Genomic DNA, 11,728 nt, shown 5'->3' with positions numbered 1-11,728 from the left:
ATGCACTCAGGGCGATGACAACCGGCCGGCTTCGGGAGCCATGCTCGCTCGCTTTCGTCAGGGATCCCCGCCATGGTACAGGGGTCAGGAGCCCGGAGCCGATGCTTGACCGCCCAGCCGAACGAACAGGGACTGAACCGTCCGACGCCGAGAAGAGCTGGGACCAGCGGATACTCGAACGAGTCCCCTCTGGCGTTGATGCATCGCTCATCGCCGAGAACCTGCGCTTGACTCCCACAGAGAGAGTCGAGCGGATGCGCAAGGCACTGGAGTTCATCGAGGAAGCGAAGGCAGCCCATGGTCACCGACTGCCGGCGCGTCGTTGACGCGCTCGTCGGTGAGCATGTCGATCGAGAGCGAGCTCATGCGCGTCGAACGAAGCCCCTTGCGGCTCGCGCGCGGCGGGGCTCTGCTCGCCGCATGTCCGACCTCAAATTCTATTACGCCCCCATGACGAGCGCAGACCGGGTGCACTGGGCGCTCGAGGAGCTCGGCGTCCCCTACGAGAAGGTCAAGCTCGACCTCGCGGCGGGAGATCAGCGCAAGCCCGAGTACCTCGCGCTCAACCCGAACGGCAAGGTCCCGCTGCTTGTCGCGGAGGGGAAGCCGATCTTCGAGGGGCTCGCGATCCTGCTCTACCTCGGCGAGCGCTTCGGCGTGGACAAGGGCCTCTTCCCGCCGCTCAACGCCGATCGCGCCGAGGCGTTCAAGTGGATGGCCTGGGGCAACGTCACGCTGTTCGAGGCGACGACGCGGCTCCTGCGCAACACCCTGGAGCGCTTCCCCGCCGACGAGCGCAACCCCAAGGTGGCCGAGGGCGCGAAGCAGGACCTCGCGAACGGGATCGAGATCCTCGACCGCGCGCTCGAGGGCAAGGAGTACCTCGTGGGCAACCAGTTCTCGCTCGCCGACGTGTCGCTCGTGACGGCGCTGCCGTTCCTGGCCCGCTTCGGCGTGGACCTCTCGCCTTTCGCGAACGTGAACGCGTGGATCGCCCGCTGCACGAGCCGGCCTGCGGCCCAGCGCGTCAGGCCGGGCTGAAGTCTCGCCCTGGCCGCCCAGCCGCGCTGGCGGCCATCTCATGCGCTTCATGAGCGCCAGCCGCGGCGGCGGCCACCCCGACGGCCAGGCCGACTGGATGAACTACCGGCTGCTCGCCAGGCTGCGCGAACGTCCGCTCCGGACGACGTGTATCCGGAATACCGGATACTCTTTTGCTGCGTCAGCACCAGGCGCGTGCTGCGCGTGTGCTGCTGGAGCAGCAGGCCGCGGGCGGCGCGGCGACGAGGCCGTCGCCCTGGGCCTGCTCCGGCTCGGGAGCGTGGCTTGCAGGGCGCCCGCGCGGCAGCACCACCCGACTCGGCACGGCGGACGGACACGCCGCTCGACCGGCCGCTCGCCTCGGTTCGCGTGATGACACCTTCGCCGCCTCTCCCCCAGCGTTATCTCCTCGGCTTCATGGTGCTCGGCCTGCTCGCGGGCTCGAGCAACGGCGTGGCCAAGGTGGTCCTGCCGCTGTATGCCGCCTCGCTCCACGCCTCCCCCTGGCAGATAGGCCTTGTCGGCGGCCTGCAGTTCACCGGCATGCTGCTGCTCTCGATGCCGGTCGGCGGCTTGATCGACCGCCACGGCAGCCGGCCGCTGTTCCGCTTCGGCGGCCTCGCGGGCGCGGCGCTGTACCTGATCGGCTTCACCCACATGGATCGGCCCTGGCAGCTCATCGCGGGCGTGGTCCTCTTCGGGCTGCTCAACCCGTTTCGCATGGTCGCGACCCAGACCGAGTTCCTTCACCTGCTTCCTCGCCTCGGCCCGCGCAAGGCAGGCTGGCAGCGCGCGTCCCACTCGCTCGGCATGTTCTTCGTGGGCCCGATGCTCGGCGCGCAGCTCCTCGGCCTGCTCGGCTACACTGGCGTGTTCGTGGTGACCGGCCTCGGGCTGCTGGCGACGGTCTTCGTCGGCGATCGCGTGCTCTCCGGGGCTCCCCCCGGCCGCGGGCGCTCGGCCACGCCGCTCCTCGAGCGCCTGCGCGGGCAGATCGGGATCATCCTGTCTCGCCGCGAGCTGCGCCAGAGCATGCTCATCGAGCTGTGTGGTCAGATGGCGATGTCCTACTTCGCCGTGTTCGTTGTGTTGATCGGGATCCGCGAGTTTCACCTCTCGGTGCCCCAGGCCGCGAGCCTGGTGACCCTCCAGGGCGCCGTGTTCGTGCTGACCTTGCTCCTCGCCGGGGGCGCCCTGGCGCCGCTGCGCGACTCCGCCCGCTACGCGATCGCCTTCTCGCTGCTGCTCGCGACCGAGCTGCTGCTCGCTTTCCCCCTCGGCGTCGCGTCGCTGTGGATCGGGGCGGTCTTGCTCGGGCTCGGTCTGGGCGTGCAGCACCTCACGAGCGTCAATCGCTTCGCGGCGCTCACCGCCGAGCTCGGCCGCGGCCGGGTGGGCGGCCTGTTCTCGCTCTCGGGGCCGGCCGGGGGCCTGATCGGCGCGGTGGCGGGCGGCTCGCTCGGCCAGCGCTTCGGCCTGTTCAGCGGCTTTCGCGTGCTCGCGGCGCTCTATGCGGTGCTGATGGTCTGGCACGGGCGCGGCGTCCTGATCGCGAACGCCCAGCGCGTCGCGCTCGCCGAGGGCGAGCCGGAGTGACCGCAGCAGCTACGCCAGACCACGCAAGAACGAAAGGACCACCTCTCCCAGGCGCTCGGGTTGTTGAAACGGAAGGCCGTGGCCGGCGTCCTGTACCTGTTCGATCCGTACGCGCGGATTGAGACTCCGCAGCTCCGTTGCCATCTCGAGCGTGACGACGGGGCTGTCGTCACCGATGACGAGCAGGCTCGGGACGTCGATCGCGCTCACCACGTCGCGGTACGCGGGGTTGGGCGGCGTGAGGACGTCGAACGCGTCCATGCGGGTCTTCAGCCTCGCCTCGGCTTGCAGCTCGATGATCTCGAGCGAGCGACGCGGGTCTCGGGCTCGGGCCCGCGCAACGAGGTCCGACTTCTGCAAGCCGAGGACCTGGCGGTGTTGCTCGGCGACGTCGCTGGCGTGCACCTCGCGCTGGCGCTCCGGGCTCAAGAACGTCGGGTCGACAAGGATGAGGCCGCGGAGGACCCCCGCCCCCCGGCTCGCCACCACCGCGGCGGTCATGCCGCCCATCGAGTGGCCAAGGAGGACCGGACGGGAGAGCGAAAGGCCGCGGATGAGGCCCACGACGTCGCTCGCGTGATCGTCGTACCGGTATCCGTGGGGCGGCGCGCTCGAGCCGCCGTGCCCTCGGGCGTCGGGCATGACGACGTCGAACTCCCCTTCGAGCGCCCGCGCCAGGGGAGTCCAGCAGGCGCCGCTCCCCATCAATCCATGGAGCAGGACGACGGGAACCTTGGCGCCTCCCGTCCGGAGGTAGTGGATGGTGATGCCGTTCGTCTCGCAGACTCCGCTGATCCAGGTCGTCATGGAACTGTCCCTGCCTGCCGCAGCTTCGCACGTGTGATGAAGTGGTTCAGGTCCAAGTACTCGAGAAATCTCGACGTGAGTGCTTCCGAGCGGTCCGCGCAGCGCCTTGAGTCATTGTTCAAACCTCTCGCCGCGGAATGGAGCCAAGTGCCGAACTCATACCGAGTACCCAGCCGTCGTCAACACGCACACGAGCGTGGGACGGATGCATACGGGCTGACTTCTTGCCGGTTGCCGGCGTCCCGCGGCGCGGAGCGCCCTCGGCAGCAGCGGCGTGCTCGGCGCGCGCCGCCGCGCCGACTCACGGGTACCGATTTCGGCGCAATAATAACGCACGCAGGCGAACTCGGTCCTCACCGTTCATGTCCAGGAGCTGGACTGTGGCGCGCCCCTCGGCCGTCAGGCCTTGAATGGTACCCTCAATCGCGACCATGAAGTGCTCGCGCCAAGAGTGACACCTGGGGTGATATAGCGCCACGAGGATCCCAGTCTGCGGATCAATGGAGGCGATGTTAGGTCCCTTCTTCAGGTTGCAATGGATGCAGCAAAGGCACAGGTTGGCAACATCGTCGGAGCCACGATGCTGCCTCCCGATGATGTGATCGACTTGATGGGGAAGGATTGAACCTGCTTGAGGAAGCCGGCAGTACTCACACGCGCCTTGGGCGCGCCGCTGCACCGCCTCCCGCACATCGTTCGAGATCTTCACGAAGCCGCGCGCATCGTCCAGAACTCCTCGGCCTCGAGCTTGAGGAGGCTGAGCCTGTCGTTCAAGCGGACGATCTCTGCGTACTCCCTTTGCTCCTCCGGGGTGAGCGCGCCTTCGGTGCTCTTCTGAGCGAGCTCCTGGACGCGTGGGGAGAGGTCTCTGCTGACGGCATCGAGCGCCGCCTCAAGCTGTTCGAGGGTTCGCCTTTCCATGAGGTTCTCCGTCCGACGTCGGCACGGAGAGCATGCCATCCCTCCGCCGTCGCCTCAAGCTCCGCCCGCCTCGGGAGGGCGAAGCCGCTCCACGCCCGGGCCCCCGTGTCAGTCCTCCGGCACGGGGATCTTCTCGGAGTCCCACTCGAAGAAGCCCCGTGCACGGATGGTGCGGTCCGCCAGGGCTCGCGCCGCGAGCTGCCGCTCCTCGATCGTGGAGACCCCGAAGAAGCGACGCGCCACCTCGGCGACTTCACGGTCGCTGCGCTCGACCTCGAGCAGCAGGTGTTTGTTCCCTGGTACCGTCCCGCGCTCCGCGCGGAGGTGGTACCGGAGCATCTCCATGACCGCCTCACCGAGCAACGCGCTGGCCATGGCGGGATCGCGCTCCGCGATGTCCTCGCCGTCTTCCAGGAGTGTCGCCGCTGAATAACGAGCGAACGCGTCCTCATCCGGAGTGAGCGCGGCGCGCTTCTTCAGCCACTCGGCGGCCTCCTCTCGCAGGGCATCGATCGCTTGGCCGCCGAACACAGGGAAGCCCGTGGCGATCATGTGCGCCGCGGAGGGGCGACCGAGCTCGTGCTCGCTGGCGAAGTACGCTCGAATCGCGCGTGCCGGGTTGACGAAGATCTCGACCGGAACGTCGCCGAACCGCCGCTGTAGACGCTGCTTGTACGGACGCTCCTGTATGACGAAGATGTCGAGATCGCTGTTTCGATCACCTGCGCCGCGGACGACTGACCCCGCGGCGACGATCGCCCGCGGCTCGAACGTCTCGAATACGAACGCGACGACCGCGCGGAGCGCTGTTGCATACCTCGGCGGGAGGTCGGGCCAGCTGCACATGGCAAGTTTATCGGGGCTCATTTTGTTCTCCGAGGTCGTCTCATCTGCCTGCCCAACGATCTGCGGCTCAGCCGCGCCGCGTGGCGGCGTCGGCTGCTGCCGCCGGTCGGGCAGCTGCGGAGCCGGATCTCTGGACACGGGGAGGCACGTCAGCAAAAATGGCACGTCTGGCGGAGATCGCAGCCGAGGTATCGCTCGGCGAGCGCCGTGAAGTCCGGCACAGCAAAGGGAAGACCTCGCTCGCGCGAGAACAGGTCTTCGAAGAGCCGGGCAGGCGGGAAAACATAGTTGCCAAAGGTGATGCTCACCCATGACCGCGCGGCAGCGATCCCGGCGATCACCATGTGCCCGGCCTTGTGGGGGTAATTGGCGATGGCATACGCCGGAACGTCCACGAGATCCATGCGCGCTCCGAAATCGAGCGCCGCCTCCTCGGCGTCGCGGCCTTCGGACATCGACACGGGCACCTGGGTGCGATGGCATGTGATCGCGACGTAGTAGACGTCGTCGAACTGCGCTTGCGTCATGTCGATCCGCGCCCCGCCTTGAAGCGCTTCGAGCGCAAGCAGAGGTGGTCGCTTCGGTCGGAGTTCGCTCCAGATCGTGGCTTGAACGTTGTCATCATTCTCCAGAGAATGGCAGAGCTCCTCCGCGGAGTCGGGACGCAGCCACGAGCCCGGATTGCGCCCGCGGTACTTGCCTGCCTTGGGCATCCCGCGCGACATGGTGAACACGAAGGACCCAACGGGCTCAGGGTCCGTTCGCACAAATCGCTCGGGGTCCTTCCCGACGAACCCAGCACTCATTGCGGCTTCGAGAAACGCAGTCATCGCCTCCGCCTTGAAGGCCAAGCTCGGATCGAGCGGGACGAGCAGATGAGAATAATACATGCTCATGGATTGCCTCGCGGTCCTGGGAGCCCTCCGTGAACGAGTCGCTGCGTATCGATGGGGGGCGACCCGTACGACGAAGCTGAGGCTCGAAAATGGTCATTGGCGTGCTGCCCAACGGTCGGCCGCTCGGCGGCGGGTTTGGCAGCAGTTCTCTCTTTCCACACGTGCGATCTGGGAAGACGTGCCTGACGTCGCAGGCCTTCGAAGACCTTGACCGCGGGCGACGTCACGGAGGCTCAGGCGCGTAGAGTGCCTCAATCTGGGGCAACGATAGGATGGCCTCTTCGAATGCGGAACGGGAAACGTTAAGAGACCCCTGCATGTCGAGCGTGCGCAGTGATGACATCTGCCGAATAGACTCAAGACAAGCGTCGGTGAGCCGCTCCGAGTACAGCACCAGGCTCTCGATCCGATCGAGCCATAGAAGATGCTTCATGCCTTGGTGTGACACGTTACCGTTGAGGACCCACACTCTTCGGAGTTCCCTGATGTGCTGGAGTCGCACCAAGTCGCGATCCTCGATGGTGCCGACGAGAGTGAGCCCCTCCCACTGCTCTTGAATCGGATGGTTCCTCAGGTATTTGGTGGCCTCGTCGACCGGCATCTCCTCTACTTCCCGGGGGATATTCATCGCCGGAAACAGGTCGCCGACTGTTCGGAAGAACGCGATGGCCTCTCTTCTCGCAGGTGGGTCGTCCGCGTACCACATGATGTAGGTCCGTCGTACGCCGTCGTGAGTGACCTCAATTTTCTTCTGCCGGGGCATTGTGAAATCCGTTCTTCTGCCTGCCCAACGACTTAGCGTTCCGCTGCGAGAACCCGCGTGGAGCGCCTAGAACCCCGACCCCACCCCCTCGTGCCGCTCGCACACATCGTGGGAAATTAGCGTAGCCGACGGCTGCCCTACCTTGTCAAGGAGACCAGCGCCGGACCGCGGGCTCTCCACCGGACGAAGGCGCGGCTCGTGCCGACGGCGGCGAGGGGCGCGCCCGCGTTCGCGCAGCATCGCCCCGCGCCGGAGGGCGTCCACCGGGCCGGGCGCCCGGTCAGGGGCGGCGCGGCGATTTTTTTTCAGGCGACCGATGATTCCTGGTGGGGCCGGGGGTCTACGGGGGTGAATCCCAGCACGGAGGCACCCATGACCGCGATCTCCACCAGCATCCATCATCGTGACCAGGATCTCACCACCGCGCCCCGGGCCGAGGCGCCGGCCAGCGCCGCAGCGCCCGGCGCGGCGCCGTCCAGGCGAGCGCTGTGGGCGGGACGCGTCCTGAGCGGGCTGGGCGTGCTGTTCCTGACGTTCGACGCCGCGGTGAAGGTGCTGCAGCTGTTCCCCGCGGATGCAGCCACGGCCCAGCTCGGGTTTCCCGTCAGCCTCGTCCCCACCCTCGGCTACCTCCAGATCGCTTGCCTGGTGACGTACCTGATCCCGCGCACCGCGCTGCTCGGCGCGGTTCTGTGGACCGGTTACCTGGGCGGCGCGATCGCGATCCACGTCCGGGTCGGGAGCCCGCTCTTCAGCCACACGCTCTTTCCGATCTACATCGCCGCGCTCCTCTGGGCGGGGCTCTGGCTGCGCGACCGCCGCGCGCGCGCGCTGCTCGCGAGCCCGGCGTCGCTCGACCGATGAGCTTCCCATGGGCTTCCCGCCTCCCCGCCTTCATGGTCAGATCGGGCCGCGGCCAGCCCGCCGCTCGAACCACGGATCGCGAGCAAGGAGACCACCGATGATCAAGGTCTACAACTTCGCGCGCGGGGCCCGCGGCCTGCGCGTGATGTGGCAGTGCGAAGAGATGGGGTTGCCCTACCAGGTCGAGATGGTCTCGTTTCCGCCGAGCGAAGCCTACCTCGCGCGGCATCCGCTCGGCACCGTGCCGTTCCTCGAGGATGAGGGCGGCGTGGCGATCCACGAGTCCGTCGCGATGATGCTCTACGTGGCGCAGCACCACGGGCCCACGCCCCTCCTGCCCGGCAAGGGCGATCCGGCGCTCGCGCGTGTGCTGCAAATGGCCGTGTTCGGCGAAGCGACCCTCGGGGCAGCCGTCAATGCCCTGCTGACAGCACATTTCGGCGCGCCGGAGGCGGACAAGCGCAACTGGTCGGTCCGCGCGCACGAGGCGAGCGTCGAGAAGGCCTTGCGCTTCACGGCCACCGTGCTCGGCGACATGCCCTTTCTCGCCGGCGAGCGCCTCACGCTCGCCGACATCTCCGTGAGCACCGCGATCGGAATCTATCGCGGCGCGCTCGGCAAGACGCTGCCCGACGAGCTCGTCGCCTACCAGGAGCGGATCGCCGCGCGGCCGGAGTACCAGCGCGCGCGCGCGAGGTGCCGTGGCGAGGACAGGGGCTGAAATCATGAATCGATCGTGGCCCGCGGTGGTCAAGTCGTTGATCTTCGTCCTCGCGGCGGTGCCCGCCGCGTGCGGCGACGCCGGCGTGGATCCGGGCGGGGCAGGGGGCTCGCGCCCGGGCTCGCCCGGCAGCTCGGGCACGCCGGCGTCGACGTCCACCTCATCGGCGTCCGCCTCATCGACATCCGCCGGCGGGGGCCCCGGCGTCTGGATCCCGGCGCTCCAGACGTCGTGGCACTGGATGATCGACCACCCCCTGGACCTGGACGACCCCAGGGACATGGGCCTGGTCGATCCCACGGGAGCGCCCATCGCGTCGCCGCCTCCCACGGTCTACGACCTCGACTGGGAGTTCACGCCGGCCGAGACGGTGGCCGCGCTGCACGCGAAGGGCGCCAAGGTCATCTGCTACGTCGACGTCGGCGCGTTCGAGGACTATCGGCCAGACGCCGGCGACTTCCCGGAGTCGGTCAAAGGCAACCCGGACTACCACTGGGAGGGCTCGTTCTGGCTCGACATCCGGCAGATCAATGTCCTCGGGCCGATCATGCAGGCCCGGTTCCAGGTCTGCAAGGACAAGGGCTTCGACGCCATCGAGCCCGACGAGGTCGACGGTTACGCCAACGACTCCGGGTTCCCCCTCCGCTATGAAGACCAGATCGCCTACAACGTGTTCATCGCGGATCTCGCCCACTCGATGGGCATGTCCGTGGGGCTCAAGGGCGACATCGAGCAGGCGGAGGACCTGTGGCCGTACTTCGACTGGACGCTGAACGAGCAGTGCTTCGAGTATGAAGAGTGCGAGATCCTCGTCGATACCTTCCTGGCGAACGGCAAGGCCGTGTTCGAGGTGGAGTACGACGATCCGTTCTCCGGTCACATGACCGACAGGTCGCTCTTCTGCGAACAGGCGAACGCCTGGGGCTTCAACAGCATGGAGATGCCGCTCGACCTCGACGGCGGCCGGTGGCCCTGCCGGTGACACGCGGCCTTCCGAGCGCCCGCATCATCGCCTTGTCGGTGAGCGGGACGTAGCCGGGGAAAGAACGGAGGCGCGTACCCCTCGACGTTGGCGCCCCCGACGCGCTCGGATCAGCGCCCGAGCGCCCGCGCGACGATGCGCGCGAACACCGGCCCCGCCACCTTGCCGCCCGTCGCGTCCTCCGCGGCGACGACCGCGCCGACGAGAATGACGAAACGCGGCTGCTCGGCCGGCGCGACCCCGATGAAGCTCGCGTAATTGCGCGGCTCGCCCGCCGCCGATCGCTCGTCCGTGGTGCCGGTCTTCCCGGCGACCCGCACGCCTTGCACACGCGCCGCTTTGCCCGTCGCCTGCTCGTCGCTCACGGCGCGCTCCAGCATGCCCATCACCGACCGCGCCGTCTCCGGGCGGAGCACGCGCTCATTCTCCACGTGGTGCTCGAAGCGGACGCCGCCGTCCGCGCCCCGGGCGCGCCGGGCGAGCGTCGGCGCATTGAACACGCCGTCATTGGCGATGGTGGCATAAGCGGCGGCCATCTGAAGCGGGCTGGCCATCGCGCCGCCATGGCCCGATGCCAGGGCCACGCCGCGGAGCGAGCCGTCCGCGATGACCGGAGGGACCTCGCCGACCGGCGCCCCGCGGAGCTGGATGCGCGTCGCCTCGCCGAAATGAAAGCGCCGGAGCCAGCGCCCGAGCGCCTCGCCGCCCAGCTTGTCGAAGATCCGCGAGGCTCCGATGTTCGACGAGCGCATGAGGATCTGCGGCACGTCGAGCCACTCGTTCGGGCTCGCGTCGCGGAGGACTTCCTTGCCATAGCGCCGCGCTCCCTTGTCGCAGAAGAACCGGTCGGTCACCGAAATGGCCCCCTCGTCGAGCGCGGCCGCGACGGTGAGCGACTTGATGGTCGAGCCGCTGATGCGCGGCGCCGCGGCGGTGCTCGGATCATGGATGGCCAGCACCTCGCCGGTCTTCGGATCGAGCACGATCGCCGTGGCGGCGACAGGGCGCCATTCGTCCGCCATCCGCTTCATCTCTTCCTCGACGATCGCCTGGATGTCGCGATCGATCGTGAGCTCCAGGCGATCGGCCGGGGCGCCCATCACGGAGGCGACCTCCGCGGTCAGATGGGCCAGTGAGGCCGGCGTGGAGCTAGCAACGGCGGAGGTGGAGGCCGGAACGGACGCGCCCGCCGGTGCAGGAGCGACCGGCTCCGATTTCCCGGATGGATTGGACGGATTGGCCGCCACAGCCGCGGCAGGTCCTTCCTTGCCGGCGGTGACGCACGCCACCACCCCGAGCAGCGCCGCAGCCGACGCGGTGATTGCAACGCCCCGCGCCGCCGACGTGCGCAGCGACCCCGCCCGCGGTCGCACGATGGCCTCGACCCGCGCCAAGAGCTGCGAGGGCTCCGCCATCCCGAGCGCTCCGCCCGGCACCTCACGGAGCCGCGCCGCGCTCGTCGCAATGGCCAGCAGGTGCTCGGCATATTCGGTCGGCCGGGCCCCGCTCGCCAGGACCCGCTCGTCCGCCGACAGCTCGCGCTCCATGCGAAGCCTGCGCGCCGCGAGCCACACCAGCGGGTTGAACCAGTGCATTGCACAGGCGAGCTGCCCCACGATCTGGGCAAGACAATCGCGCTGCCGGACGTGCGCCAGCTCGTGTAGCAGCACGGCCCGCCAGCGCGCCTGGCTCCACTCGAGCGCCTCCCGCGGCACCAGCACCACCGCCGAAAAGACCCCGGTCACCGCCGGCACATCGATCTCGGAGCTGACGCACACGCGGGCGTTCATGCGCGCTTCGCCGAGGGTCGCCGTGATCCCCGGAAACGAGAGCGGGGTCGCGCGCCGGGCGATCCCACGCGCCTTGGCGAGGCCATGCGCCAGGCGAGCGAGCACCGCAAATGCCCCGAGCGCCCACACGGCAAGGAGCACCGGGCCCCACGGAAAGGACTGTTTTGCCAGGGCGACAGGCGTGGAAGGAGCCTGCATTGCGGCGTGGGAGACAGGCCCGACGGAGGGCGGGGCAATGGCGTCCCCGATGGGCTCGGCGAAGGGCCTACTCGCGTCCGCGGCGCCAAGCTCGGCGACCGGCAGCACGCGCCACGCCGGAACGAGCCGCGAGGCGACCGGCACCAGCGCCGCGGCCGCGAGCCCGAGCACCAGCACGAGCCGGCGCGTGGAGGCCGGCGCGCGGCGGAGCAGCGGCATCGCCGCGAGGGCGAGCCCGAGGAGCGCGGCGCCCCGCGCGGCATCGACGAGGAACGGCAGCGGGCTCATCTCGATCGGGCTCAT

The 11,728-nt window shown here is 68.6% G+C and carries 12 protein-coding genes; 5 read left to right on the top strand and 7 right to left on the bottom strand.

Going from position 1 to position 11,728, the window contains the following annotated elements; genetic code table 11:
• The first annotated feature begins 420 nt into the window (after positions 1-420).
• Both WMF22_RS40770 and WMF22_RS40765 read left to right on the top strand, forming a co-directional pair.
• Complete coding sequence (locus tag WMF22_RS40770) at positions 421-1,041, top strand: glutathione S-transferase family protein (protein ID WP_438033237.1); 621 nt, start codon at positions 421-423, stop codon at positions 1,039-1,041.
• A 372-nt stretch (positions 1,042-1,413) separates the two neighbouring features.
• The gene (locus WMF22_RS40765) at positions 1,414-2,637 is read left to right on the top strand and encodes an MFS transporter (RefSeq protein WP_438033236.1); all 1,224 of its coding nucleotides are present in this window, start codon (positions 1,414-1,416) and stop codon (positions 2,635-2,637) included.
• 9 nt (positions 2,638-2,646) lie between these two features.
• Here WMF22_RS40765 and WMF22_RS40760 read toward each other — a convergent pair whose 3' ends face one another.
• The 6 genes from WMF22_RS40760 to WMF22_RS40735 all read right to left on the bottom strand — a co-directional run bounded on the left by WMF22_RS40760 (position 2,647) and on the right by WMF22_RS40735 (position 6,870).
• Positions 2,647-3,444, bottom strand: coding sequence for an alpha/beta fold hydrolase (locus tag WMF22_RS40760; protein ID WP_438033235.1), 798 nt, complete (start codon positions 3,442-3,444; stop codon positions 2,647-2,649).
• A 301-nt stretch (positions 3,445-3,745) separates the two neighbouring features.
• Positions 3,746-4,153: an HNH endonuclease gene (locus WMF22_RS40755; RefSeq protein ID WP_437295325.1), complete on the bottom strand. Its 408-nt coding sequence runs from the start codon at positions 4,151-4,153 to the stop codon at positions 3,746-3,748.
• Positions 4,150-4,365 carry a hypothetical protein gene (locus WMF22_RS40750; protein ID WP_437295324.1) on the bottom strand — a complete coding sequence of 72 codons (216 nt, stop codon included), beginning with the start codon at positions 4,363-4,365 and terminating at the stop codon, positions 4,150-4,152. The genes WMF22_RS40755 and WMF22_RS40750 overlap by 4 nt, the downstream gene beginning before the upstream one ends.
• Positions 4,366-4,473: 108 nt before the next feature.
• On the bottom strand, positions 4,474-5,232 hold the full coding sequence (locus WMF22_RS40745; protein ID WP_438033234.1) for a nucleotidyltransferase domain-containing protein: 759 nt from the start codon (positions 5,230-5,232) through the stop codon (positions 4,474-4,476).
• Between the two features lie 128 nt (positions 5,233-5,360).
• Positions 5,361-6,107 (bottom strand): hypothetical protein, encoded by a 747-nt coding sequence (locus tag WMF22_RS40740; protein ID WP_438033233.1) that lies wholly within the window; start codon positions 6,105-6,107, stop codon positions 5,361-5,363.
• A gap of 223 nt (positions 6,108-6,330) precedes the next feature.
• Positions 6,331-6,870, bottom strand: coding sequence for a hypothetical protein (locus WMF22_RS40735; protein ID WP_438033232.1), 540 nt, complete (start codon positions 6,868-6,870; stop codon positions 6,331-6,333).
• 372 nt (positions 6,871-7,242) lie between these two features.
• Here WMF22_RS40735 and WMF22_RS40730 point away from each other — a divergent pair, with 372 nt between their 5' ends.
• From WMF22_RS40730 to WMF22_RS40720, 3 genes are all read left to right on the top strand, one after another.
• On the top strand, positions 7,243-7,734 hold the full coding sequence (locus WMF22_RS40730; protein ID WP_437295320.1) for a DoxX family protein: 492 nt from the start codon (positions 7,243-7,245) through the stop codon (positions 7,732-7,734).
• A gap of 97 nt (positions 7,735-7,831) precedes the next feature.
• On the top strand, positions 7,832-8,455 hold the full coding sequence (locus WMF22_RS40725; RefSeq protein WP_438033231.1) for a glutathione S-transferase family protein: 624 nt from the start codon (positions 7,832-7,834) through the stop codon (positions 8,453-8,455).
• Between the two features lie 4 nt (positions 8,456-8,459).
• Positions 8,460-9,437 carry an endo alpha-1,4 polygalactosaminidase gene (locus tag WMF22_RS40720; RefSeq protein ID WP_438033230.1) on the top strand — a complete coding sequence of 326 codons (978 nt, stop codon included), beginning with the start codon at positions 8,460-8,462 and terminating at the stop codon, positions 9,435-9,437.
• A gap of 110 nt (positions 9,438-9,547) precedes the next feature.
• On the opposite strand, the gene WMF22_RS40715 is transcribed toward WMF22_RS40720, so the two are convergent.
• Entirely contained in the window at positions 9,548-11,728 is a 2,181-nt protein-coding gene (locus WMF22_RS40715; protein WP_438033229.1) for a penicillin-binding transpeptidase domain-containing protein, read from the bottom strand.

This window comes from Sorangium sp. So ce204 (assembly GCF_051526795.1).
In the GTDB taxonomy this organism is placed as follows: Bacteria; Myxococcota_A; Polyangia; order Polyangiales; family Polyangiaceae; genus Sorangium; species Sorangium cellulosum_B.
Note: the sequence above shows the minus strand (reverse complement) of the source record. Positions and strands in the feature narration are given on the sequence as shown.